At 56.2% G+C, this 25,389-nt stretch carries 18 protein-coding genes and 1 pseudogene; 2 read left to right on the top strand and 17 right to left on the bottom strand.

The window, feature by feature from the left end:
- Positions 1 to 233: 233 nt before the first annotated feature.
- The 13 genes from ACZ5AL_RS01900 to ACZ5AL_RS01840 form a co-directional block, all read right to left on the bottom strand.
- Positions 234 to 1,736: a carboxypeptidase M32 gene (locus ACZ5AL_RS01900; RefSeq protein ID WP_464511800.1), complete on the bottom strand. Its 1,503-nt coding sequence runs from the start codon at positions 1,734 to 1,736 to the stop codon at positions 234 to 236.
- Between the two features lie 8 nt (positions 1,737 to 1,744).
- Complete coding sequence (locus tag ACZ5AL_RS01895) at positions 1,745 to 2,236, bottom strand: hypothetical protein (protein ID WP_464511799.1); 492 nt, start codon at positions 2,234 to 2,236, stop codon at positions 1,745 to 1,747.
- Positions 2,237 to 2,436: 200 nt separating this feature from the next.
- A complete protein-coding gene (gene lepB, locus ACZ5AL_RS01890; protein WP_464511797.1) occupies positions 2,437 to 3,570 on the bottom strand; it encodes a signal peptidase I in 1,134 nt (377 codons plus the stop codon).
- Positions 3,571 to 3,648: 78 nt separating this feature from the next.
- A complete protein-coding gene (locus ACZ5AL_RS01885) occupies positions 3,649 to 4,407 on the bottom strand; it encodes a hypothetical protein (RefSeq protein WP_464511796.1) in 759 nt (252 codons plus the stop codon).
- 100 nt (positions 4,408 to 4,507) lie between these two features.
- Entirely contained in the window at positions 4,508 to 6,328 is a 1,821-nt protein-coding gene (gene lepA, locus ACZ5AL_RS01880; RefSeq protein WP_464511795.1) for a translation elongation factor 4, read from the bottom strand.
- A 47-nt stretch (positions 6,329 to 6,375) separates the two neighbouring features.
- Positions 6,376 to 7,050, bottom strand: coding sequence for a signal peptidase II (lspA, locus tag ACZ5AL_RS01875; RefSeq protein WP_464511793.1), 675 nt, complete (start codon positions 7,048 to 7,050; stop codon positions 6,376 to 6,378).
- Between the two features lie 76 nt (positions 7,051 to 7,126).
- The gene (locus ACZ5AL_RS01870; protein WP_464511792.1) at positions 7,127 to 7,591 is read right to left on the bottom strand and encodes a TraR/DksA family transcriptional regulator; all 465 of its coding nucleotides are present in this window, start codon (positions 7,589 to 7,591) and stop codon (positions 7,127 to 7,129) included.
- Positions 7,592 to 7,670: 79 nt separating this feature from the next.
- On the bottom strand, positions 7,671 to 10,892 hold the full coding sequence (gene ileS / locus ACZ5AL_RS01865) for an isoleucine--tRNA ligase (protein WP_464511791.1): 3,222 nt from the start codon (positions 10,890 to 10,892) through the stop codon (positions 7,671 to 7,673).
- Positions 10,893 to 10,945: 53 nt separating this feature from the next.
- Positions 10,946 to 11,785 (bottom strand): purine-nucleoside phosphorylase, encoded by an 840-nt coding sequence (locus ACZ5AL_RS01860; RefSeq protein WP_464511789.1) that lies wholly within the window; start codon positions 11,783 to 11,785, stop codon positions 10,946 to 10,948.
- A gap of 127 nt (positions 11,786 to 11,912) precedes the next feature.
- Positions 11,913 to 13,367, bottom strand: coding sequence for a DivIVA domain-containing protein (locus ACZ5AL_RS01855; protein ID WP_464511788.1), 1,455 nt, complete (start codon positions 13,365 to 13,367; stop codon positions 11,913 to 11,915).
- A 430-nt stretch (positions 13,368 to 13,797) separates the two neighbouring features.
- Positions 13,798 to 14,526, bottom strand: coding sequence for a YggS family pyridoxal phosphate-dependent enzyme (locus tag ACZ5AL_RS01850; protein ID WP_464511787.1), 729 nt, complete (start codon positions 14,524 to 14,526; stop codon positions 13,798 to 13,800).
- Positions 14,527 to 14,638: 112 nt separating this feature from the next.
- The gene (locus ACZ5AL_RS01845; RefSeq protein ID WP_464511785.1) at positions 14,639 to 14,827 is read right to left on the bottom strand and encodes a zinc ribbon domain-containing protein; all 189 of its coding nucleotides are present in this window, start codon (positions 14,825 to 14,827) and stop codon (positions 14,639 to 14,641) included.
- Between the two features lie 71 nt (positions 14,828 to 14,898).
- Positions 14,899 to 17,415 (bottom strand): ABC transporter permease, encoded by a 2,517-nt coding sequence (locus ACZ5AL_RS01840; RefSeq protein WP_464511784.1) that lies wholly within the window; start codon positions 17,413 to 17,415, stop codon positions 14,899 to 14,901.
- 554 nt (positions 17,416 to 17,969) lie between these two features.
- Here ACZ5AL_RS01840 and ACZ5AL_RS01835 point away from each other — a divergent pair.
- Positions 17,970 to 18,948 (top strand): annotated as a pseudogene (locus ACZ5AL_RS01835) (IS110 family RNA-guided transposase).
- 374 nt (positions 18,949 to 19,322) lie between these two features.
- On the opposite strand, the gene ACZ5AL_RS01830 reads toward ACZ5AL_RS01835, so the two are convergent.
- From ACZ5AL_RS01830 to ACZ5AL_RS01815, 4 genes are all read right to left on the bottom strand, one after another.
- Positions 19,323 to 19,670, bottom strand: a complete 348-nt coding sequence (locus ACZ5AL_RS01830) for a hypothetical protein (RefSeq protein ID WP_464511783.1) — start codon at positions 19,668 to 19,670, stop codon at positions 19,323 to 19,325.
- 181 nt (positions 19,671 to 19,851) lie between these two features.
- Positions 19,852 to 20,613 (bottom strand): hypothetical protein, encoded by a 762-nt coding sequence (locus ACZ5AL_RS01825; protein ID WP_464511781.1) that lies wholly within the window; start codon positions 20,611 to 20,613, stop codon positions 19,852 to 19,854.
- Between the two features lie 139 nt (positions 20,614 to 20,752).
- A complete protein-coding gene (locus ACZ5AL_RS01820; protein ID WP_464511780.1) occupies positions 20,753 to 21,067 on the bottom strand; it encodes a hypothetical protein in 315 nt (104 codons plus the stop codon).
- Positions 21,064 to 22,791, bottom strand: a complete 1,728-nt coding sequence (locus tag ACZ5AL_RS01815) for a hypothetical protein (RefSeq protein WP_464511779.1) — start codon at positions 22,789 to 22,791, stop codon at positions 21,064 to 21,066. The genes ACZ5AL_RS01820 and ACZ5AL_RS01815 overlap by 4 nt, the downstream gene beginning before the upstream one ends.
- Before the next feature lie 1,105 nt (positions 22,792 to 23,896).
- On the opposite strand from ACZ5AL_RS01815, the gene ACZ5AL_RS01810 reads away from it, so the two are divergent.
- Positions 23,897 to 25,171 (top strand): IS256 family transposase, encoded by a 1,275-nt coding sequence (locus ACZ5AL_RS01810; protein ID WP_464510708.1) that lies wholly within the window; start codon positions 23,897 to 23,899, stop codon positions 25,169 to 25,171.
- Positions 25,172 to 25,389: the final 218 nt, after the last annotated feature.

The raw sequence follows: 25,389 nt of genomic DNA, 5'->3' as shown, positions 1-25,389 counted from the left end.
CTGCTGTGTCGCCCTGAAAGGTATGGTCCGAAATTGTCATCGCGAGGAGGGAGCCCTGCGACTGACGCGGCGCTGGGTGGAGCCCGAGTACTCCTGGGGTGCGATCTCATGCCGTTGATTGGGCGGCTGCATTCGGGCTGATAGCATGAGATTGCGTCGCTGCGCTCGCAATGACAAGATTGTGGATTATTCTCGATACGTTAGGTGGCCATGCGTTGACCTGTGACACAGCACTACAAGCCAGGATAGATAGTCCCGTACTTGGTGCGAATGTAGTTGAGCCAGGGTGCTGCATCAAGCGACTGGCCGGTTGCCTGCTTTAGCAAAGTAGGTGCCTGCAGCCGGCGCCCGTATTGGTGGATGTGCGTACGCAGCCAATCCAGCAACGGAGCGAAGCACCCTTCGGCGACTTGCGCATCCAATTGCGGCAGATCATTTCGCACGGCCTGTTCTATCTGGCTTGCCATGAGCGTGCCCAACGCGTACGTTGGGAAGTACCCAATAGCACCAAACGACCAGTGTACATCTTGCAGTACTCCGTTCGCATCCGAATCGGGCGTTACCCCTAGGTACGTTTCCATCCGATCGTGCCAGGCGGTGGGAAGTTCGCGAACGGACAGGTCTTCTTGCACCAGAGCACGCTCCAGTTCAAAGCGTAGCATGATGTGCAGGTTGTAGGTCACCTCGTCGGCCTCCACCCGAATTAGCGACGGCTCCACCCGGTTGATGGCCCGATAGAAGTCGTCGAGGGGCACGCGGGCAAGTTCGCTTGGAAAGGCGTCCTGTAGATCCGGGTAGTATCCCCGCCAAAACGAGCGGCTTCGTCCCACGATGTTTTCGTAGAAGCGCGATTGCGATTCATGGATGCCCAGCGAGGCGCCTTGGGCCAGTGGCGTACGCGCCAAGTCGGGGTCGATGCCCTGCTCGTAAAGTCCATGCCCGGCTTCATGCAAGGTCGAAAAGAGGCCCGACGGCAAGAATTCCTCATCGAAACGCGTGGTGAGGCGCACGTCGTGGACATCAAAAGACGTCGTAAACGGGTGGGCCGATGTGTCTTGACGTCCGCAATTGAAATCGTATCCAAAGTCGGCAATGACCTGCTCGCCGAACGCGCGCTGGGCGGCTACCGGAAACGTGCCGTGTAGCATGGCGTCATCAGGCGCGGGGTGTTCAGCGATCGCTTCTACAATAGGAACGAGTTCGTCTCGCAGGTCTGCGAACGTGTCGGCCACGGTTGCTGTGGACATGCCCGGCTCGTACGCATCAAGCAGCGCATCGTATCGCTCGGTATCGTACCCGAGCGCCTCGGCCTTCTGAATCGTGAGATCGACCAACCGCTCCAGGTGCGGTGCAAAGTGCTCGAAATTGTCATCTGCACGCGCCTGTTTCCAGGCGGTTTGTCCTTCCGAAGCCGCCTTCGATAGGGCTTGTACCAGATCCGAGGGGAGTTTGACCGCTCGCGTGTACTCGCGCTGCGTTACGTGTACCAGATCCGCATCGGCGGGCGGCGTGTCATCGGTGATCGACTCGGCAGCCTCCTCCAAGCATTGGCCCACCGTATCGTCTACAAAGCGCTCGTGGGCGATGGTTTTGAGGGTGGCAATCTGATCGGCCCGGGCCTCGGCGCCTCCATCGGGCATAAATGTTTCCTGGTCCCACGACAGTACGGCTGCCGCTGATTTGAGGTCTTCGATAGGGGCGAGTACACGTCGAAGGACGGCAATGGGGTCAGACATGCAACGGGCTAAAAGAATTCGGCAATGGCGATGAGGAGGGTAATCAACGTGCCAAAGATCACGATGGTGCCGACGGTCCACCGTGCCATTTGGATAATGCTTGCATTCATGGTATCGAGGCGCTGATCCATCCGGGCGAGATGCCCCTCCACCTTCTCAAAACGCCGATCGACCTGCTCGAAACGCCGATCAACCTGCTCGAAACGGTGATCGATCTGTTCATTCATCTCCTTGAAGCGCCGATCAACCTGCTCGAAACGGTGATCAAACTTTTCGTTCATCTCCTTGAAACGCCGATCGACTTCCTCGAACCGCTCCTCCATATTTGTACGTAGATGCGCCACATCGTTGTCGAGCACATCAAGGCGCGACAGCACCTCGCGGTACTCGTCGCGTGGTACGGCACGGGTACTCAGTATCGTATCCATCCAGCGCTCAAAATCTTCGGCAGGCTCTTCGCCCCAAGCGTTACGAACACTACGTGGCAAGGAAGTCGACATAGCAAGCAGGCAAAAAGGAGTAGGCTTCCACCTCTATTAAGACAACGCAAAGACCTACGTTCCGTAGCCCCCTCATTCAGCTACTGTTTATACAGATCGTGATTGGCTCCGCGTATCGGACGTGCCGAGCCTGCCGTGCCGAGCCTGCAGAAAGGACGCTAAGATCCGTCCGTCCGGCAGCGTTGTGTATGAGCCGTAGCTTATTCAGAGGTATCAGAGGGCGGGTCTTCTAGTGCGTCGGGGACCTCCTCGGTATCGCCTTCTGGGCGGTCGAACTCCGACTCTTGCAGGTGAGGTGAGCTGTCAAACACAGCGCCATCTTGAATAGGGCGGAAGATGCGATTGAACCGCGGGCGAAAGCGCTCTGCATCCCAGGAGAAGTACGTAAAGAGCGCTTTGCCTACAATGTGATCCATGGGCACGACGCCCCAGAAGCGACTGTCCTCAGAGTCGTCGCGGTTGTCGCCCAGCATGAAGAAGTAATCGTCGGTGAAGGTGTAGGTGGTGGTTTCCTCTCCGTCGATAGCAAATGTTGAGTCCGTCATCGGCTCGGCCGAGCGCCCTTCAAACTGCGTAATGATCGACGCATAGAAGGGCCAGTTGTCTTCGGTAAGCGTTACCGTTTCTCCTTTGGCCGGGATAGGAATAGGACCGTAGTTGTCGGGCGTGAATCCTTGATTTGGGGGATACATCGCCGCATCATAATTGGTATTTTGCAGGATCAGCGGCTCGACCGACTCTACCCAGCTGCGTTCCGTTAGCGCTTGGGCGGCCTCAACCGTGGCTTGCGTGCGCACTAGTTCGCCATCTGGGTTTTCATTCCATCGCGAGATACCCAGTTCTTCCAATTCCTGGCGTGACATGGAAAACCGGGCATCCGACTTACGCAGCGTCCAGAAGTACTGCATCCCATCGCCTAGCGGAAGCGGATTGTCATCTACATGCACCACTTTGTCTTTGATCTGCAGCGTCTCGCCAGGCATGCCAATCACGCGCTTGATGTAGTGCATTTTCCGATCAATGGGCGCATCATCGGGAGGGAGATTAAAGACCACCGCGTCGCCTCGATCAATCGACGTAAAGCCCGGCAAACGAGTGTACGGAAGGCGCGGGTTATCAAGATAAAGGCCTTCGCTAAACGCGCTTCCAAAGGGCACGGCGAGCGTCATGGGCAGGCGCGTTCCATAATGCACTTTAGAGACGAAGAGATAATCGCCCACCATCAGGTTTTTCTCCATGGAGGGCGTGGGGATACGAAACAGATCAAAAAAGAAGGTGCGGATCACCAGCACAATGATGACCGCCAGCACAATGGCTTCAAACCATTGACGCAATTCACTTTTTTGATGGGGCCCAGAGGCCCCCCGATTGGAGCGGGAAGAAGACCGATCAGCCACAGGAATGAGAAAAAGTCAAGGGGAGGCAGCGGGTTCGGGTGGGCGAGGACGTACACCAGGACGCAATTGACGACGCGCTATAGGTTCGTGAAAGAACGTTTGTCCGTCGAACCCAACGCGGTACCAACGATTATCGACATCATCGTAGAAATAATCAACGTAAGGGGCCCGGTCATCAGTTTCGTGCAGCGGAGCTAGTACCGCGTCGCGCAGGTCAAGGAGCGCATCACGCCAGCGGCGCTCGGTCATGAGCACCAGTCCACGGTCGCGGGCTCCACTGGCATCGGTTACGATTACAGGAATCGAGTCGTTGACTACGAGCCAGTATGCGAACTGGTCAAATCGTTCACGCTCGGGCGTCAGGTCATCGGCAAGAACATGGGTAGGAGCCCCGAAATGCGCTTGCATGCGGGCCCGCAAATCTACCGTGCGCGTGGTGTCGAGTAGGGCGCGTTGATGCTGTGGGCCCAGGAACGACCAGTTCACATCAGCAAATGTGTCGTTAAACCACGTCTCTTCAAAGCGATGCACCACACGCACATTGTCAACCGAAAACAACTCGGCACCGTCATCAGCGTAGGTAGACGCTTTTTGGTACAGCGTATCGGTACCAGCAGGCAGAGGCCGATATGCACCAGGCGCTGATGCATCCCACACGCCCTCTGAAAAGAGCTGCTGCAGCACATGCTGTTGCCGCTCTTGCTGGTATCGGTCGATCAGCGTTTGGCCGGAAGCGGGTAGCAACGTTGCCGTCCACAACAACAAACCAATCACGCAGGTAACGCCTACAAACAGCCAGTGCGTTGCACGCGAACAATGCGCCCGGACGGGTGATGACGTGGATTGCATGGGAAGGCGATGGAGCCAGTTCATTCTATTCATCCACGGAAAGAATTGCCAGAAAGGCTTCCTGTGGCACTTCAACCTCTCCCACCTGCTTCATGCGTTTCTTGCCTTCTTTTTGCTTCTCCAGAAGCTTGCGCTTACGCGTAATGTCGCCGCCGTAGCATTTGGCTGTCACGTCTTTACGCTGGGCTTTGACCGTTTCGCGGGCTACAATGCGGCGTCCGATCGACGCTTGGATAGGCACCTCAAACAACTGCTTTGGAATTTTCTCTTTCAGCTTCTTGGTGAGCTTGCGCCCGATTTCGTAGGCTTTGTCGCGGTGCACAATGGTAGAAAGCGCATCGACCGGATCTTTGTCGATGAGCACGGTGAGTTTGACCAGATCGCTTTCGCGGTACTCTAAGAACTCGTAGTCGAGCGAGGCATAGCCCCGGCTCACACTCTTCAGTTTGTCGTAAAAGTCGAATACAATTTCGGCCAGTGGCAGCTCGTATTGCAGGTTCACGCGCTCAGTATCCAGATAGCGCTGGTTCACGTACACGCCCCGCCGGTTTTCGCAGAGCTGCATAATGTTGCCGATGTACTCGCTCGGCACAATGATGTCGGCCTCAACAAACGGCTCGTAGACGGCATCAATATCGCCGTAATGAGGCATCTCACTGGGATTATCTACAATGGTAAGCTCTTGATCATCATCACCGGGATTGCTCACCCGCACGCGGTACTCTACGTTCGGCACGGTGGTGATAATATCGAGCCCAAACTCGCGGTCGAGGCGCTCCTGGATAATCTCCATGTGCAGCAGTCCCAGAAAGCCGACCCGAAATCCAAAGCCGAGCGCTGCCGACGTTTCGGGCTCGAAGGTGAGCGACGCATCGTTCAACTGCAGCTTTTCGAGCGCACTCCGCAGATCCTCAAAGTCCTCAGACTGTGTGGGGTGCACGCCGCTAAACACCATGGGCTTCACTTCTTTAAAGCCCGGAATGGCTTTATCTGCCGGATTGTGTTTGTGGGTAATCGTGTCGCCCACACGGGTATGCGACACGTCTTTGATGGAGCCGATGATGTATCCCACATCGCCCGCCTTGAGCGTATCAACTTTCTGACGTCCAAGACGCAGAACGCCCAATTCTTCGGCGTCGTACTCTTTGTGGGTGGCCATGAACCGCATGCCATCGCCTTTGTGGAGCGTGCCATCGAAGACGCGTGCGTAGACGACCGACCCGCGGTACGAGTCGTAGATGGAGTCGAAGATGAGTGCCTTCAGCGGCTTGTCGGGGTCGCCGGTGGGTGGAGGCACGCGGTCGATAACCAGATCGAGCAACTCGTCGATGCCTTCGCCTGTCTTGGCGCTGATCTTCAGAATATCCTCGGCAGGCTCCCCCAACAGTTCTTCGAGCGACATCGCCACCTGATCGGGGCGTGCCACGGGCAGATCCACCTTGTTCATTACCGGGATGATCTCCAGGTCTTGCTCTAAGGCCAGATATGCGTTCGAAATCGTCTGCGCTTCGATGCCTTGGGCGGCATCTACCAGGAGGATGGCCCCTTCGCAGGCTTTGAGCGCGCGCGACACCTCGTAGGTAAAATCGACGTGCCCCGGTGTGTCAATCAGGTTGAACGTGTACGTTTCGCCCGCGTCGGTGGTGTGCGTCATCCGCACCGCGTGGCTCTTAATCGTGATTCCCCGCTCGCGCTCCAGATCCATGTCGTCGAGCGTCTGCTCTTGCATATCGCGCTCGCTAATGGTGCCGGTGCGCTCCAGCAGGCGATCGGCCAGGGTGCTCTTCCCATGGTCGATGTGCGCAATAATGCAAAAGTTGCGTATCTGATCAGCGTTGATAGACATAACAGCACAACGGCGTGAAAGCAAAAGTTACGAATGGACGCACCGCATCACGCGCGAGGCGCTACCGATGAGGCGTCGTCTGTGGCAGGCGGGTCTTCATGTACCGGGCTGGTACTGCGCTGTTCAGACTTACCTTCAGGGTTCTCTTCCGCACCGGGTGGATTCGGAGATGCGTCTTTGTTTTGCTGCATCATCATATCCTCGTAAAAGGTGTTGTGGAAGACGAGCACGCCCACCACCCCCAGGACAATGGCCATATCCGCCACGTTCCAGATGGGAAACAGCTCTACATAACGTCCCCCAAGAAAGGGTATCCCAGAAGGCACAAACCCTTGCCACAGGTTCACGTGGATAAAGTCAACCACGCGCCCTGTGAACCACTCGCCGTAGCCCAGCCACACCCCATAGAACACCCGGTCGATGATGTTACCAATGGCACCGCCTAAGATGAGAGCAAGGCTTGCGCGATACGGCCAATAGCCATGCCGCACTTGAATGAGGTAGAACACAACCAGCCCTGTGGCAGCAAGCGCAAGAAGAGCCACGGTTCCCGGCGGGCCGACCTGAATCCCAAAGGCCATTCCGGGATTTTCCGTAAACGTAAAACGCAACCAGTCGCCAACAAGCGGAATCGACTGATGCCGATGCATGGTTTGCAAAACCAGCCACTTTGTGAACTGGTCTACCCCAACGACGACAAGGGCGATCAGAAAAATGCGCATACAACTACAATGAAAACAAACACCTGCGTATCACTCGGGCATCGGCAACGCCGATAGGCTTACCTGGAAAGCGCCGTTATGACGACGAGCCCTCGGCCTCTTTTCTCTTTTGCTCTTTTTTGGCATCGATCGATATTTCGGTATGCGGCACTGCCTCTAATCGCTCTTTCGCGATCGGTTTGCCTGTTACCTTGCAAATGCCGTATGTATCGTTTTCGATGCGCTCAAGGGCTCGATCTAGATACCCGATGTACTTTTGCTGACGGGCAATCATTAGGTGCAGCTTTTCGCGTTCCATGGCATCGGTACCGGCATCGGCCATGTGGAAGCTGTAGGCGGTGTTGTCACCCGCCTGTTCGCGGTTCTCTTCAATCTGTGCCCGCATCCGGTCGATATCTTCCTTGGCAGCCCGACGACGTTTCAGGATCAGTTCTTTGAAATGGTCCAGTTCCTCATCGGTAAAGGGCGACACATGTTCGTCTTTGTGTTCGTCCTTAGACTCCGAACGCGAATCTGAAGTTGTAGAGCTATCATCCGCCATAATACATCGTCAGGGCTTTGAAACAGGGGGTCGAAATCAAGCGATCGATGTGCTCTACGGCCTGCAAAGCCGCCACACATCAGCGGGCTACGCGCTGAATACCCACCGTGAGGTGCTCATCGCCAATCTCGAAGGTCCGGGTGGCTTCGCCCGTGGGCTGATCGGAAGGCTGCAACTCCAGGGCTAGCGTCTCGTTCCGGATCCAATCGCCGTACGCCGTTAGCGCCTCTTGGATGCGGGTTGAGCCGTCGTATGTGATGGCGATGCGGTCGGTCACATCAAACTCGGCGTCTTTACGCAGATTCTGGATCCGTTTTACGGATTCGCGGGCGAGTCCTTCGGTGCGCAGCGCATCAGTAATTTGGGTGTCTAGCGCCACCGTGACATCGCGGTGTTGCTCAACGAGCCAGCCTTCGATACCGGCACTGGAGATCTCCAGGTCGTCTTCCCCAAGACGCACCGTTTCATCTTCTACGTCCAGTTCGATATATCCTTGGTCGAGGTACTGCCCAATCGCATCGTCGTCAAGCGCCCGCACGGCCTTGTTCACAGCAGGCATTAGTGAACCCAGGCGGGGCCCCAACCGACTGAAGTTGGGCGTGGCCGATCGCTTCACCACCGCACTGGAGCCATCCACATACTCAATGGTCTTCACGTTCACTTCGTCGAGAATAATATCGCGCACCTGTTCCACGGTGGCCTCATCAACACCGGTGCCGGTAACAACCAGCGCGCGCTGCAGCGGCTGACGCACGTTGATTTCGGCTTCGTTGCGAAGCGACAGCACCACTGAAGAGATCGTGCGGGCCAGCCCCATGCGATGCTCTAGCGCTTCGTTACGGCGGGCAGCAGCGGGCGTTGGAAATGACGCCAAGTGGACCGAGTCGCCCTCGCTTGCGGCGTTATCATGCAGCGCGCCATACAACCATTCGCCAAAGAACGGGGCAATGGGACTCATCATGCGCGCCACCGCTTCGAGGCATTCGTATACGGTGTCATAGGCGGCCTGCTTGTCAGTAGCAGAAACGGTGTCGGTAGCTGGAGCCGCATCACCACTCTGTTTGGAAGCCCAGAACCGCCGCCGCGAGCGGCGCAGGTACCAGTTCGAGAGGTCGTCTACGAACTGCTCTACCGCCCGAGCAGCGTTGGTTGGGTGGTAGTCATCGAGCGCATCGATAACGGTGTCCTGAGTTGTTTGCAGACGACTGATAATCCATTGGTCGAGTTCAAGGCGCTCGTCAAGGGGTACAGCATCGCCGGTGTAGGTGTAATCGTCGATGTTGGCGTACGTGGCAAAGAAGCTGTACACGTTTTCGAGCGTGCCGAAGAACTTGCGACGCAGGTCGCGCAGTCCGCGCTTCGAGAACCGGATGTTCTCCCACGGCGGGGTGTTGCTCATCATGTACCAGCGCACCACATCCGCGCCAAACTCGTCAATCACCTCGAACGGCTCCAGCGTGTTGCCTTTCGACTTCGACATTTTGTTGCCTTCATCGTCAAGCACTAGGCCGTTCACAACGACGTTTTTGTACGCCACATCGTCCATGACCAGGGTGGCCAGCGCATGCAGCGTATAGAACCATCCGCGGGTTTGGTCGACCCCCTCGGCGATAAAGTCAGCAGGGAAGTTGCGCTCAAACTGCTCTTTGTTCTCAAAGGGGTAATGCCACTGCGCAAACGGCATGGCGCCCGAGTCGAACCACACATCGATGAGGTCGGGCACGCGGCGCATGGTGCCGCCTACCTCGTCGGGAGCTGGCCACGTGAGGTCGTCTACGAAGGGACGGTGCAGGTCGATTTCGGCGTGGTCGTCGGGCAGTTGGTCGCCGCACTTAGCGCGTAACTCCTCGACAGAGCCGATGACTTCCACGTACTCGGGATCTTCGTCGCTTTGCCAGATGGGCAGCGGCGTACCCCAGTAGCGGCGGCGGCTGAGCGCCCAGTCGATGTTGTTCTCCAGCCACTCGCCAAAGCGTCCTTCGCCCACGCCCGGCGGCTGCCAGTTGATGGTGTCGTTCAGCTCCACCATCCGCTCCTTGACGGCAGTGGTTTCGATAAACCAGCTCTCCACGGGATAGCTCATGAGCGGCGTACCCTTGCGCCAGTCGTGCGGGTAGTTGTGCAGGTACGTTTCGTGCTTGTAGAGCAGCCCGCGCTTCTTGAGATCGGTCGTGATCTTTTTGTCGGCATCTTTGAACCACTCGCCTTCGACCAGCGGAGCCTCTTCGGTGAAGCAGCCGTCGGCGTCAATCGGGTTGAAAAGCGGCAGGTCGTGTTCTTGCGCCACCGCGTAATCTTCTTCGCCATAGGCCGGCGCCATGTGCACGATACCGGTGCCGTCTTCGGTGGATACGATATCGGCAGATACTACGCGCCAGGCAGCGTCTTGCCCGACCTGGTCGGTGAAGTACGGGAAGACCGGCTCGTAGCGCTGATCCACCAGATCGCTTCCCGGAATGGTTTCCACGATTTCGTACGGCTCATCGCCCAGCACCGTATCCACAAGCGCTTCGGCCATGATGAGCGTTTCCGATCCCTGATGCGGATCGTCGTGTTGAACACGCACATACGTGAGATCGGTCCCCACTGCAAGCGCTGTATTCGAGATCAGCGTCCACGGCGTGGTGGTCCAGGCGAGGAAGTAGGTGTCTTGCTCGCCATGCACAGGGAAGCGGATGTAGACACTTGGATCCTGCGTCTCTTCGTATCCAAGACTCACTTCGTGCGAAGAGAGTACGGTGTGCGAGCCCGGGCTATACCACTGGATCTTGTATCCTTTGTAAAGCAACCCCTTCTCGTGGATTTGCTTGATGAGCCACCAGAGCGTCTCGATATAGTCGGTTTCGAACGTCACATAGGGATCGTCGAGGTCGACCCAGTAGCCCATGCGGGTGGTGAGTTCATCCCACAGGTCTTTGTATTCGAGCACACTGTCGCGGCACGCGGCATTGTATGCTTCGATGCCGTACTCCTCGATATCGGCGCGGCTCTGCAGATCCAACCGTTTTTCGATTTCGATTTCCACGGGCAGCCCATGCGTATCCCATCCGGCTTTACGCGCTACCTGAAAGCCCTGCATGGTTTTGTACCGGCAGAAGATGTCTTTTATCGACCGGGCCATGACGTGGTGGATGCCCGGGCGCCCATTGGCCGTGGGCGGGCCTTCGTAAAATGTGTACGCAGGCGCGCCCTCGCGCTCGGCTATGGTGCGCTCAAATACGTTGTGCTTGGCCCACCAGTCGAGGGTGTCTTCCTCGACGTCAGGAAGCGAAAGGCGATTGACGGACGGGTAGTTGCTCATGGGGTAGTGGAATGAAAGCAGATGAATCGAAGAGAGGCGGCGGCCAGGCAGCGCTACAGTTGGGGCAGCAAGCGCTCTAGCGTAGAAGCGATGCGGGTAGCGCCTTGTGTAGCAGCATCTGCCACGGCGTCTGCAGGGGCAGGCGCTAGGTTATCCGCAAAGCAGGCATCGGTGATGACCGCCCACGCAAGCACACGCAGGTCCATATGACGCGCGGCAATGACTTCAGAAATCAGCCCGGTGCCTACGGCGTCGGCTCCAATCTGCTCCATGAAGCGGTATTCGGTTGTGGTTTGCAGGTTGGGACCGGGCACTCCCAGGTATACGCCATCGTGCAGCCGTGTACCAGCGTCGGTGGCCGCTTCGTGGGCGGCTGTGCGAAGCGCTGCATGGTAGGGATCGGTCATGTCAGGGAAGCGCGGCCCCCACTCGTCTATATTTGGCCCTTCAAGCGGGTTCACTCCCTGCAGATTGATATGATCGCTAATGAGCATGGCATCGCCGGGGGCCAAGTGTGGATTTACACCTCCCGCCGGATGCGCCATGAGCACCGTATCGATGCCCAACTCGCCCATCACCCGCACCGGAAACGCCACGTCATGTGCTGTAGCGCCTTCGTACACATGCAACGGCGTAGGCAACACAAGCACGTCTTGACCATGCAGCGTACCCACTTGCAGGTACCGCTCTGCTTCATCGTTGGTGCCTGGCATGTGGGGAATCTCGGCAAACGCAATTGATGACGCTTCGCGCAAACCATCAAGAAGCGCATGAGTGCCCGCTCCCGCAATAATGCCGATACGAGGAACGTCGTCAAGCATTTCGCGAAGGGCATGGGCAGCGTCGGTCACATGAGTGTGGCGCGCTTCGGGGTCAAGAACAGAGACAGCCATAAATCAACAGGGCATAAGTAAACAACGGTGAACAAAGAAAAGGGCAGTGCCAGGCACACTGCCCTCATCTAATGCTGAACAACAGGGGGGAGACATGCAACCGGAGACAGTGTTGCAGCCGTTCGTATTAGTCCATGTCTTCCAGAATGCTCCAGATCTTTTCGATTTCCTCGGTCGAAGCCTCGTCTTCGTCTTCCGTGCGACGCGACTTCTTCTTTTTCTTCTTTGAGGATTGCTGCTTTTCTTCTCGCTTTTGGACGTCGCGCTTGATGGCTTCAAACTGCGATTCGCTGGGCCGGGGAGCAGACGCCACTTCAGTGTCTATCGCGGTAACCGGGCCATCGTCGCCTTCAGCTTCAACCGGATCAGCAGGCTCTGGATCAGGCTGTGCAGACTGTTGCGAAGAGGTCTTCTGTTGCTCCGACGGGCTCTTCTGCTTGTCGCCTCCTGCTGTTTGCTCCAGCACCGGAAAGAGCGACCGCATGGCGCGTTCCAGGTCATCATCGTCGTCGTCATCATCATCGGCTTCGACCGTCATGTCGGGCGCCTCAAACTCCTCCGTATCAGGCCCTTCATCACCGCCCTCAAACATGGATGCAAAGTCGGTGGTGCTGGGCACTTCATGCTCCGCATCGTCTTGAGCAGACGTGTCTTGTTGGGACGTGTCGTCTGCTTCGCCGCTTCCCAAAACCTCAGAGAAGTCAAAGGCGTCGGTTCCTCCTTCAGATTCATCGTCGGAGGTGTCTTCGCCCGCTGCGAACAGGTCGTCTGCGCTCTCCTCCTCGGGTTGACCGTCTTGGTCGTCTTCCCCAGAAGCAAGCGATTCTATATCAGGGGCTGTGGTTGCAAACGAACCAGAGTCGGAAGGAGCCTCTGCAGACGTGTCGGCTTCCGGAGCGGGGGCGGCTTCCTCAGCGGGGGCGGCTTCCTCAGCGGGCGTTTCAACGGGTGCCTCCGTGGACGCTTCGGCCACTTCTTCTGGCTCAGAAGGCGTTGGCTCAGAAGGGGTCTCGGTAGAAGGCGCCTCAGTGGCGGCGCTTGCGCTTTGCTGTAGATCGCTATCGACAAGCGTATCAAGCGTGCCAATGTCGAGGTCGTCCTCGCCCTCAAACGCCTCGCTAAGATCGGGGGCCTCTTCGCCCTGGAACTGCGCAAGCACCTGCATTTCGGACTTCAAGAAGGCGCTCAGCCGGGCAATCATTTGCTGGCGGCGCTGCTTGAGGGCACTTACCTCTTGGCGCAACTGGTCGCGCTCTTTCTCGGCGGTGGAGCGAATCCGGTCGGCTCGGGCTTCGGCCCGATCGACGATGCCCTCTGCTTTGCGCTCTGCGTTTTCAAGCTGCTGCTCCACGTTTTGACGCGTGGTAGAGAGCGCTTCTTGCAACGCCTCATCGACCCGCTCAAAGTGAGACATTTGGCGCTCCAGTTCTTCGACCCGGTTCTCGGCCCGTCGGCGCTCATCATCAAGCTTCTCCCACTGGTCGGCCAGCATTTCCAAAAAGGCTTCCACCTCTTCTACGCTGTACCCACGCAAGCTGCGGTCGAATTCTTGTTTCCGAATGTCCAGGGGTGTGAGCTTCATAACTTGAGATGTAGGTGTGGGGAGAGACCGTGGCGGTCCAATAGTACCGGAGCGCGTGCATTCATGCAAATATTAGGCATCACGTGCCCACGATGGAAGGTGTGCAAAAGCCATGCAACACGGGTAGGTTGCGTAGCACCGTGCAAGGATCCACTGCACAATGCTGAACGATTGGAAAACGGACGTATTAAAACGCTTTCGTTTCACGTTGCAATCCGCCTGCCTGTTTCGCGCATTCTACACATGTTATACATTTATATGAGGCACCGCAATGTGCAGACCAATCATTTGAGACTGCCCACCGGCTGATGCCCTTTTAACGGCACCGTGTTAATGTATGGAAGCAGAGCCCTGAATTCAATCCATCGCATAGAAAGCAAAAATAAACTCTTTCCTCGTTTCACGCCCTCCAACAATTACCCCGCGCCAATTAGGAGCGCGGTCCAAACAGGGCGCTTCCAAGACGTACCATGGTGCTTCCTTCTTCGATTGCCACCTCAAAATCATTTGTCATTCCCATGGAAAGTTCACGCAGGTTTACATTGTCGGTACCGCCTGAGTAGGTGGCCGCCAGGGTGCGTAGATGCGCAAATTCGGAACGTACCGTTTCGGAATCATCCACAAACGAGGCCATGCCCATCAGTCCGTCGATGCGCAAATGGTCGTATGCCTCGCAGCCGTCCAAGAAATCATGGAGGTCATCCGGCTCCAGCCCGTATTTCTGATCGGCCCCGCTGATGTTGACTTGCACCAAACACGGTAGTACACGGTCGTTCTTGGCAGCCCGCTTGTTCAGCTCTTTCGCAAGGCGCGGACTGTCGAGGGCATCGAAGCGATCGGCATGACGAGCTACATACTTGGCTTTATTGCGCTGCAGATGCCCAATCATGTGCCAGCAGAGCGCGCCCCCTGCCCATTGTCCGGGGCGCTGCTCTACCCGGTCCCGTAGTGGACGCGCCCGGTTTTCCCCAAAATGACGCAGACCGGCCTCTACAGCGGCATCGACAGCGTGTAGAGGGAAGGTTTTTGAGACAGCCACAATGGTGATTTCTTCAGCGTCGCGACCAGATCGCTCACACGCCTGTGCGATGCGCTCCCGTACGGCGTCGGTGCGCTCTTGAATAGCGGCTGGAGCGAGTTGGTCTGTTACATCAGGCATAAATGAATCGGCAAATGCGTTGAGAGAAATACTGTTAACAAGGCCGTGCGGCAGCGCCCTGTGAAGCAGCGTATGCTTGCACGACAGGGCGCGCACGAATGATTCGGAAGCGCTACCGGTGCCCGCTCGATGGTCGCGCGGTGAACATAACAACCTGCCCGCGCTGCACCCGCACCCGGATGCGGATGGGTCGGCAGCACACCCAACAATCGACAACGTACTCTTGGCGTCCAGCTACGGGCTCAACCGCCTCGGTACACATTTCGCCGCAATACGGACAATGGTAAGCGTGTTCGAGCATAGCGCAATCAACAATAAACCAGAAACGGGGACCGGACCGGTTTGCAGGCGAACGAGCATAAGATGTCACTATCAGGCTTCGGCCTGGAGCACAGCCATGGGCGGTTGATCATACAGGCTACGGCTGTTGAAGAGCCCCAGACCAAGCACCAATCCAGTAATCACGACAAAGGTGGCTCCCAGATCGATCAGCGACACCGCCAACGTGCTATCAAAGACGAACGTGGCCAGCACCCATCCGGCCCCCACTGCCAGCGCAATGCCCGTAACAGCTGCAAGGGCGCCTAGCATCAAGTACTCAACCGCCAAAATTTTGAGCACGGTACGGCGCGAGGCGCCCAGCGTTTTCAAGAGCACGCTCTCACCGGCTCGCTGGTACCGGTTCACCAGCAGCGTACCCAACAGCACCAGCACGCCCGTAAGCACGCTAAAGAGGGCCATCACACGAATGACGTACGCCAGCCGATCAAACAGATCCTGGGCCGTTTGTAGTACCAGCGTCAGGTCAATTGCTGATACGTTCGGAAACGCATCAACGACTGCACGCTGCACCTCGGTGGCCTGCTCGGCGTTGGCCGTACGGCTTAGCACGGCGTAGATCTGGGGGGCGTCTTCGAGCACGCCTGGTGGAAACACCACGAAAAAGTTGGTGCCAATGCGCTGCCAATCCACCTCACGCATACTTGTTATTTCGGTGGTTATGGGCATGCCTTGCACATCGAACGTGAGCCGATCGCCCATGCCAACGCCCAGTTCATCAGCAATACCGGTTTCAATGGAGATAGGCACCGGTCCATCGCCTGTGTGCGCTTCGGTAGCCAGCGTTCCTGCAACCAGTTCCTCACTCTGGGTAAGGTGGTCGCGGTAGGTAGAGCGGTACTCGCGCCGATGCGCCCATGTCGTTTCAATGTCGGGGTTGTCGCGCATGGCCCGTACCGATTCGCCCCGTATCTCGGTGAGGCGCATGGTTACGATGGGGACTTCTTCGAGCACCGGGGCGCCCGACTGCTCAACCGTTTCGGCCACTCCGCGCACCTGATTGGGCTGCACATCAAACAGCACCATATTGGGCTGATTCTCGGCATCGCCGGTGATGCGAATTTGCGACAGGATGGTTTCTTGGGCCACCAGCAGTGTGGCGATCAGAAACGTCCCTAGCCCCAGTGCCACCAAGAGCACGGTGGTTTGGTTATGGGGACGATGCAAGTTGGCAAGGCCCTGCCGCCACGGATAGCTCCAGCTGTCGGGAATGAGGCGACGCACCGCCCACATGAGTAGCTTTGCACATCCAGCCAACGCCCCAAACACAAGAGCTAATCCCGCGGCATATCCGATGCCAACCAGCCAGGTGGGGGCCTGTGCCACCGAAAAACCGACTAGCGCAGCAGCAATCGTACCGCCCAGCGCCCAGCGGGCCCAGTCGGATCCGTTCTGTGCCTCGACCTGTGTGCGCAGTGCCTGCAGCGGCGACACGCGGCGCACCGGCAGCAACGGAATGAGCGCAAACAGCACGGTAGCCGCTATGCCCATGCCAAGCCCAAGCCCTACCGCTCGCATTGACACGGAAAACTCCACCGGCACGGGCAGGAAGTCCTCCAGCACAATGGGCACGCCCATCTGCAGCACCACTCCTAGTGCGGTTCCCAAGGCCCCACCCAAGAACCCAAGCACCGCAGCCTGGGTCAGGTAGATGCGAAACGTCTGCCCCGATTTAGCCCCAAGGCAGCGCAACACGGCCACTGAGGTAAGACGCTGCTGAATATACACATGCACTGCGCTGGCAATGCCAATGCAGCCCAGGATGAGCGCCATGAAGCCAACCAGACTCAGAAAGCGATACAGGTTGCCCAGCCCCTGCTCCCACGTACCGGCGGCCTGCTCCACCGTCTCAATGCTCACCCCCGCATCGTCCATCGTCGGACGAATATCGCTGATGAGGGCATCCACGTCGCGGTCGTCGTCGAAACGGAAGTAGAGTTCGTACTCCACGCGGCTGCCGGGTCCGAGCAGGGTGGTGTCGAGATCGGCGTAGGGTACGTACACCCGTGGGCTGAACGACGACATAATGCCCGACTCGCGCGGCATCTGCTCTACGCGTCCGGCGACTGGATACCACCGGCTCCCGACCCGAATGGAGTCCCCCTCGGCCAGGTCGAACTCGTTCCAGAGGCTCGCATCCACAAGCGCCTCGCCTCGTTCGGCATGGCCTTCGTAGCTCCCTGCGGGCACGGACTCGACCTCACCATAGAACGGATATCCGGGCTCGGTGGCGCGGATGGTGGAGAGTCGGTTTCCGGCCTCGCCAAAGGTGACCATCGACTGAAAGGAGATGCGACGCGCTTGCGTACCGCCAACGGAATCGGCGACCTGTGTGACACGCTCGGGGAACGCCTCATTGTGTTCTAGGCCCAAATCCGCCCCCAGAAGCTGCCGCGCTTCGTCGTTCACGGTACGGGTGAGATTGTCACCAAACCCGTTGATGGCAACCAGTACAGCTACGCCGAGAATGAGCGCCGACAGGTAGAGAACAAGGCGTCCGCGACTGCCCCGGCTGTCGCGCCAGGCCATCGCGAAAGTGAAACGATTCATTCGGTGGAGGGAACGTCAAAAGATAAAGGGATCCAGCAGACATATCGGACGAACGCCCGGCTTCAGGGATTCGCGTCCGACAAGACGTTTACGTGTAGCTGATGCAGATCTGCTGTCTCACCGCTTCGGTGGGTACACAAAAGATATCTGGTCGTGATAACCCGTTAAGTAAGTCGGCGAAAACACGTTTGCACCTTGTCATCGCGAGGAGGGAGGCTTGCGACCGACGCGGCGCTGGGCGTAGCCCAAGTACTCCTTGTATGTTTGATCAACGTTTGAGATTCTAAAATTGGAGGCAGTAGCTCGACGTACTCTGGGTCCTCTCGCAGAAGCTGCTGAAGAAACTGCTGCTGAAGACCGAACCCCAGCTGGAGCGCTGCCTCCTTCTGTCGCCGATTGAGCCCGAACCGTTGCCGGAACCGGACGCGATTCTACTCAAAGAGCACTCAAAGAGCACTCACAGAGCGCGCCGAGTTCGCATCTTTTGCAAGGCGGGGCCACTGCGACGTTTGTGTTGTTTGTTTCGTTCTCTGTACCAAAGATTCTCTGGACTTATGACTTGCGCTGGCATCGACGTTGCAAAGAAGTATCTGGATTTGGCTATTCGCTCGGAAGGCCACGTCCAAGTGACCCGGTTTGACCATACGTCTGGAGGCATTGACCGGCTTGCAGAGCGCCTGTTGGAAGCGGCTCCCGAACGGGTTGTTCTCGAACGGGTTGTTCTCGAAGCCACCGGCGGCTATGAACGCGAACTCGTTGCCGCGCTGGCTGCTGCTGGCTTACCAGTCGCCGTAGTGAATCCGCGTCAGAGCAGAGATTTCGCTAAAGCGACGGGGCGTCTGGCCAAGACAGATGACATAGACGCTGGCCTTCTGGCGCTTTTTGCCGAGCGCATCCGTCCGGACCTTCGGGCACTTCCGAGTAAGGACCAGCGGGCCTTCTCCGCGCTTGTGGCGCGTAGACGCCAGCTGCTTGCGATGCAAACCGCCGAGGAAAACCGCCGAGGAAAACCGCCTTGAAACGGCTCCATCCGAGGCCGTGCGTTCCGACATCAAGACGCATCTGCGCTTTCTTTCCGAGCGCCTTGAAAAGACGGAGCACCAGCTTCAGAAGGCGGTCGAAGAGAGCCCCATCTGGCGTGAGAATCAGCAGCTGCTCTGCTCGGTGCCAGGAGTTGGGCCGAACACCGCACGCACTCTGCTTGCAGAGCTTCCCGAACTTGGCCGGGCCAACCGCCAAGAGATCGCAAAGCTCGTTGGCGTAGCCCCGTTGAACTGCGACAGTGGCACGCACAGAGGCGAACGCACCACCTGGGGCGGACGGGCCTCGGTGCGTTCCGCTCTGTACATGGCCGCCATGACCGCTACGCGGCATAATCGACGGCTGCGTACCTTCTATCATCGCTTATTGGATCGGGGCAAACCCAAGAAAGTCGCTTTAGTGGCGGTAATGAGAAAACTGCTCATCATTTTGAACGCGATGGTTAAAAACCGAACCGCTTGGAATCCGGATCTTAACACCGCTTCCACTTGACATTGAACACCGTTGCTGGGGTGCGATCTCATGCCGTTGATTGGACGGTTGTATCCGGTCTGATAGCATGAGATTGCACCCCAGGAGCACTTCCTCCCTGCGGTCGGGGCGCTTCGCTCCGCTCGCAATGACAAGGTTGTGAGTTATTCGCGGTACGTTAGGGGGCCAAGCTTTACCCAAAGGTTGACCTGTGACAGAGCACTACGGCCATGTCAAGGTCTTCTGCTATTTTGCTTGTAGGTTTCCTATACATCGCTTCCCTTACCGAAGATGAATCCATCGAATCGTCCTGCACACCACCTGGTGTGGCTCTCCTTGCAATTACTGCCAGCAGAAGTAACAAGAGTAAGTGGTTCATAGGCTGATGTTGACTGTCAGTAGCCCGCGTACCCGGTTATCTCATTCAGATCAGCATCAAGGATCTCTACAAAGCTCAATCCAGAGGCTATAATATCTTCATCGGCCAAGTCATCGGGCACGCGAGGTGTGAACACAGCAACATAAACATCCTCAATAGCAAAGTAGGATGCGTGAGAGAACATCCCAGTCTCTGGGTCCTCGATAAATTTTTGATACTGCGTGTTGAGCGCATTGCAGGTATCGGCATCGCCTGGCTCCGTCCCGAGCACACGTATATCAGACACTGACGCATCGTCGATACCAGCCTCCGTTCGTTTGGATGCAGACTCTTCGTGGTTTATAAGCCGCTCAACAAAGCCCACGCCGTAGTCAGTCGGTGTGGGGCATGGGTCGGCCTGAGAAGCCGATGCGGTCGGCGTTGACAGTAGAAGCAGGATGAATGTTAATCCTTTAAAAGTTAGACTTTTTATTCTACGCATCGAAATATAGGGCTATTTGATTAGTTGGGTAATGGTCGCTGTCTAGTTCAAGTTGCGGGGTTACTTAATACCCACACCTCTCATACCTCACATCTTCTTCTGAAGGGGAATCAGCGTTGTAAAATAGTATCCCACTTCTATCTATGATAATACCTGTCTCGATTCCTTCATCATCAAGGGCATCGGTGTCTTCTTCGCTTTCCCTTCCTTCGTAGTGTCGATTCATATTTCCCCACTCTATAAATTCTCCGATTTCAAAAGGATGTGTATGAATATGAGCAACGGCGTCATCCGGGATAAAACCTGAATATATCCACACCCTTACAGGTGTGGGTTCTCTTGCATAGGCGGTGTCGGGCAGTGGATACGCATTGTAACCATCACCCAAAGGACGAATAACTCCCACACGCTCTTCCCGAGCTCCTTGCCACGATGAGTCCCAATTGCTGTCTTCTGCAAGCGTACTTAAAAGCTCTTGTCTTTCAGCTGCTTCTAAAAGAGCACGGTGGTCTTCATTCTCAATCTCAGCATCAAAGCACGACCCCGCTTCATCACACCACTCCGGTGGGTTATCGCTCTCGCAGGGCGGTTCGGGGTCACACTCTGCATTCATCAACGCATGCTGGACGAGATCGTACGGCGCGGCAACGAGTCCGCTGCTCGTAACTACCTGCCATGTAACTCCTGTCAAGAAGCCAGGCGCATCATGCGGGCCGTCTCCTCCAGGGCCATCATCATTGGGCTCATCGGTGGGGGGATCATAGCATGCTGGTCCGCAGGGGTTTTCGCCTTCCGGGGGCGCATGTGCAACACGTGCTACAAACACGGAGGCGTGGCCGTGCCACCATACTTCATGCAGTTATCCTTTGTCATGGCCCCTTACGGGCGCTCCTACTTCTACCGTGGTAATGGACGGAAGACCGTCCACGTGTGTGCGCCGACGCAGAGCATCGGCGGGAGAACCCTTACAGCAGTGTTCGCTCGACGACAGTAAACACCAATTGCAGCAGAAACTTAGTCACGACGATGTACCAGGCCACTCTTACCCAGTACATTGTGGCGTCAGATAGCGTGTTTGGCCACCAATAGCCGTAGACAACGAAAAGTGCCCCGGCAACCAGTAACGAAAAGATACTCACGGGCAGAAACGAATACACCCAGTAAAGAACTGGTGCATATGTTCCAAGACCAAATAAATATGTATGGCCCATTAATACGATGTCGAAGGTAGACACGGCAAAAACTATGACTACTAATCCTGCTGCAATATAACTGCTCATATTCCCAAACATTGATCTAATTCTGAAATGTCCATGTCTCCATTTAGAACATCCTGAATATCACTATAGCGCGGTCTCCACGTAACAGGGGCTTTTATTTCAGCACTATCACCAAGGAAGTTTCTAACATTATACTGAAAGCTCTCCCATACACTGTCGGCCTGGTTGAAACCATAACCACCAGTATTCGCGATAGAGTACAAAGCTGTCGATGTACGATCTACGCCACGTGAGAAGAACTTGATCTCTTGACCGTCTTGATGAAACCCGAATCGACGGTTTCCACTAACGGGATGGTACCCATCGTTAGAAGTATACACAGTTGAAAAGGTCCAGCTTGTCTGAGAGTAGTCAGTAGCTACGACGGAGCCGTTTGCAGGAATCCACTGATCAGGAGCAAGGTTTATTGTAAATACTGTTCCAAGAGGATCAGTCATCCATTTTACGTCCTCATCTACAGTTCCAGGATAAAATTGGAAGTCGGCCCCTTCGGCATAATCGTTAAAATTCAGTCTAATCTGGTCAAGTGCCGCCTCCGGTGATAATCCTGTCGGAAGATCGGATTCATCTATAGCGACTTCGAATAGGTCGAGGTTCACCTTTCTGCCCCGGGCCTCTTGAATTGCTTGTATTTCACCGGGACCGAAAAGCTCTTCGTTTTCCAGGCGATCGGTGACAGAGACGGGCACGTTCAAGTTTATGACATCCTGCCAGAATGGAATCTGGTCGCACGGAATGTCAAGTAAGGCGAAGGGATTCTCTTCGAGAAGATCTTCGAGCTGCTCTTCAATTGAAGGTTCATCACACCCCTCATTAAGCAACGCATGCTGGACGAGATCGTACGGCGCGGCAACCAATCCGCTGCTCGTGACTACCTGCCATGTAACTCCTGTCAAGAAGCCAGGCGCGTCATGCGGGCCGTCTCCTCCAGGGCCATCATCATTGGGTTCATCGGTGGGAGGGTCATAGCATGCTGGTCCGCAGGGAGTTTCGCCTTCCGTGGGTGGTGTTGTGTCTTCTGACTCCTCGGTACAGTTTTCATCATCGTCACCGTCACTGTCTCCGCCTCCACCAGGCCCTCCCGGCTGATCCGGATAGTCCCAATCATCGAAAATATCATCCGGGTCCCAGTCATTACCCCAATCATCATCTTGGCTCCCACCCCCACCTGTAGGACGATCTGCCTCTACGACGGCCTCATTACACCAAAGCCCAAAGCCTGGTAGCGGAAAGCATTCCCAAGGTGGGACTTCATCGTTGTCTTCATCAAAAAACGTGGACTCTTCTGTATCAGCCCCTTCTACATCAGACGCAGAGATAAGCCCTGGTGATACATCCGTAAGGCTGACCCAGTCCAGCACGAGGTCGCGCGCTTCGTCGGTTTTGGGAATGAGACACGTGGCTTGCCGAAGCACACGATCATTCTCATTGCGAAGACGATACGTAAACCGTTGCACCTCGGCGGGCCTTCCAATCGCTGATTCAGGAAAGGCCAGTTGGGCGTAGCGATACTGGTAGGCCTGTTCGTAATCTGAACCTGTGTAGCTACTTAAGGCGCACCCGTAGGTTCGCCCATCAGGAGCCACCGATGTCATTGCCGAAAGGTCTACAGACGCTGCCTGCGGACCCACCTCGGGAGACGGTTGAACCCCAGCAGGGTCGTCCGAGAGATCAACAGCCGTATCACATCCTACGGTGAGAATAACAAACAGAAGACCAAGCATACATGCGATGCATGCTCGCCTAACACCAGTCTTTCCAGTGGGATAGGATGTGTTTGAAAAAGGTTTCTTTTGGGAGCGAGTAGATGGAAAGGGCCACAAGGCATTCATATGTAACACAACACTGTCGTTCAACAAGGAAAGGGATAGGGCGGGGGCAGGAATGGAAAATACCCCCAGGGCAGCCTTAACAATGTCGAACGGACCACTGTACAGAAAGGCAATATCAAATGTGCCTCATTTTACCCCCCCTCACAATGGCAAATTAAGCGCGTGTAATTAACGTGAACAATGGGTCTTCCAAAGTATACGGCGCCTTCAATTGATAAGGTCAACTGATAAGGTGGGGGAGTGATAACCCGTTAAATGGACCCATGCCAAGCGTCTTCGCCCCCGCGTTTTTCTCATGGGTCATGCTGGGTATGAGCAGCCGGCGCTGAGGTGCGTCTGCCTCTCGACGTTAGAATAACGAACGGATCCGTCTTCAAGACGGCGGACGACAACGTCCGATTCAACCACGACCAACTATCTTTACGTGCTGTACTGCGAGAAGCGGATAGTGCTCTGTCAAAGGGCAACCTCGGAGTGGCAACGCTCCCTGTCATACGCTGTTATCTGTGAGCGGAGCCCAAGGGGCCCCACCGAAATGTATAGAGACCAAAGGAGACAACGAACGCTTCAATCGAACCCAAATATCAAGAAACTATGAACCGACATAGACTTGTTTGATATTCTTTTTTTTCTTGTACCCTCCTCGTGAAGTAAATATAATCTTTATCATTCAAAGTCTAACACGTATTATGACTGACTTGAATCTTCAGCGAGGTGGATTCCTCGCGACCTTTCTTATTTTCGCTGTCACATGCTTAGGGGTTTCTGCAGCGCATGCAGATACGTCTTCCTACGCTCTGGATGAAGAACACTCTGTATAATCTTTTGGTAGTACCTGGAGAAGTGGGTCCTTCTGCAGAAGCTGTTTTGTCCTCTGATGTTACATGCTCTAGGTTGAGTCCGTAATCTTGTGTAATTGAGGCGAGCGAGTAGAAAAAGCCATCGCGTTTTGCCAGGTTGGAAGCGAGACCAACCAAAACCAACCAACATACTAACGATGGCTACTTTTGAGATTACAATCGACGACGAAAAGATCCAACACCTGCTTCGCGGCGATCTTCGCAGCGACTGTGGCATGGCAGCGCTGCTGGAGCCGATCCTGAACCAGATGCTGCAAGCGGAGATGACCGAACACCTGGGCGCCGAATCGGACCAGCGGACCGACACGCGGCAGGGCTACCGCAACGGGTCGTACAAGCGGCAGCTCACCACGCGAGTCGGAACGATCAACCTGGAGGTCCCTCGCGATCGGGATGGGACGTTTCAAACCCGACTCTTCCAGCGATACCAACGGTCAGAGAAGGCCTTGGTGCTGGCGCTGATGCAGATGGTCGTGCAGGGCGTGAGCACGCGTCGCGTGAAGAAGATCACGACCAAGCTGTGCGGACGCAAGTTTAGCAAGTCCACCGTCTCCCGGCTCACCACTGAACTTGACGGACAGGTCGAGGCCTGGGCCAAAAGGCCGCTGGAGAAGAGCTACCCGTTTTTGGTCCTCGACGCGATGCAAGTGAAGGTTCGCCGTCAAGGGGCGGTCCGATCGACAACGGTGATGCTGGCGGTGGGCATCAATGAGGCCGGTCATCGTGAGATCCTGGGGCTTGAGACGGCGTTTGGAGAGACTGGGGAAGGTTGGCGCCGGTTTATCGAGGGCCTGAAGCGCCGCGGCCTTTCTGGCGTTGAAGTGGCCACCAGTGATGCTCACGAAGGATTGCGAAGCGCTCTGGCATCGGCCTTTCCCGATTTGATCTGGCAACGCTGTCATACCGAGGAATTCCTCGGTGTACATTTTCGGCGCAATGTGATCGACCAGACGCCCGCGACGCTACGTGAGCGGATGCACGAGATACTTGACCAGGTGCTCGGGGCCTGCTCCCCAGAACGAGCCCGAGAAGCCGTTAGAGCCGCCTGTGACGAACTGCAAGGCGAGGCCGACCAAGCCCTGAAGGTTTTAGAGGCTGGCTTCGAGGACGCGACCGCGGTTTTGAGGCTTCCCGCGAAGTACCGCCGTCGCCTTCGGACAACAAACATGGTGGAGCGGTTTATCGAGGAGATTCGGCGGCGAGAAACCGTCATTCGCATCTTTCCGAACCTCGCATCAGCCCAGCGTCTGATCGGCGCTCTGTGTGCGGAACAGCATGAGGAATGGTCCACCGGCCGACGCTACCTCATCATGGACGAGTTCTTCGAGTGGAAGCGTCGGCTGGACATGGAGCCGGTCGCTCCGGAGGCCTCGACGACGTCGAAGCAACAACCAGCGGCTGTTGCCGCCTAATATGAAGATCTGGCAGAACGCCAATTACACAACGATCGGGACTTGATCATGCTCTAATCTAGTTGATGCTGGGCTTATGACCAACATACTCCAGAATAGTGATATTGAGATTGTGTGTGAAGATAGTTCCACTAAGTGCTTCGAACTATGGGGGATCAAATTTTACGGCAATGCCACAATCTCGGGCCCTATCGAAATCGAACAGCCTTGAGGATGGT

The sequence above is a fragment of the Natronotalea proteinilytica genome, assembly GCF_055379935.1.
The sequence above is the reverse complement of the archived record's forward strand: the minus strand, read 5'-3'. Positions and strand labels throughout refer to the sequence as shown.

Bases quoted from the DNA above. Each gene is read 5' to 3' on its own strand.
- ACZ5AL_RS01900 (WP_464511800.1), bottom strand. From the start codon at position 1,736: ATGTCTGACCCCATTGCCGTCCTTCGACGTGTACTCGCCCCTATCGAA.
- ACZ5AL_RS01895 (WP_464511799.1), bottom strand. From the start codon at position 2,236: ATGTCGACTTCCTTGCCACGTAGTGTTCGTAACGCTTGGGGCGAAGAG.
- lepA (WP_464511795.1), bottom strand. From the start codon at position 6,328: ATGTCTATCAACGCTGATCAGATACGCAACTTTTGCATTATTGCGCAC.
- lspA (WP_464511793.1), bottom strand. From the start codon at position 7,050: ATGCGCATTTTTCTGATCGCCCTTGTCGTCGTTGGGGTAGACCAGTTC.
- ACZ5AL_RS01870 (WP_464511792.1), bottom strand. From the start codon at position 7,591: ATGGCGGATGATAGCTCTACAACTTCAGATTCGCGTTCGGAGTCTAAG.
- ileS (WP_464511791.1), bottom strand. From the start codon at position 10,892: ATGAGCAACTACCCGTCCGTCAATCGCCTTTCGCTTCCTGACGTCGAG.
- ACZ5AL_RS01860 (WP_464511789.1), bottom strand. From the start codon at position 11,785: ATGGCTGTCTCTGTTCTTGACCCCGAAGCGCGCCACACTCATGTGACC.
- ACZ5AL_RS01855 (WP_464511788.1), bottom strand. From the start codon at position 13,367: ATGAAGCTCACACCCCTGGACATTCGGAAACAAGAATTCGACCGCAGC.
- ACZ5AL_RS01850 (WP_464511787.1), bottom strand. From the start codon at position 14,526: ATGCCTGATGTAACAGACCAACTCGCTCCAGCCGCTATTCAAGAGCGC.
- ACZ5AL_RS01845 (WP_464511785.1), bottom strand. From the start codon at position 14,827: ATGCTCGAACACGCTTACCATTGTCCGTATTGCGGCGAAATGTGTACC.
- ACZ5AL_RS01840 (WP_464511784.1), bottom strand. From the start codon at position 17,415: ATGAATCGTTTCACTTTCGCGATGGCCTGGCGCGACAGCCGGGGCAGT.
- ACZ5AL_RS01820 (WP_464511780.1), bottom strand. From the start codon at position 21,067: ATGAGCAGTTATATTGCAGCAGGATTAGTAGTCATAGTTTTTGCCGTG.
- ACZ5AL_RS01815 (WP_464511779.1), bottom strand. From the start codon at position 22,791: ATGCTTGGTCTTCTGTTTGTTATTCTCACCGTAGGATGTGATACGGCT.
- ACZ5AL_RS01810 (WP_464510708.1), top strand. From the start codon at position 23,897: ATGGCTACTTTTGAGATTACAATCGACGACGAAAAGATCCAACACCTG.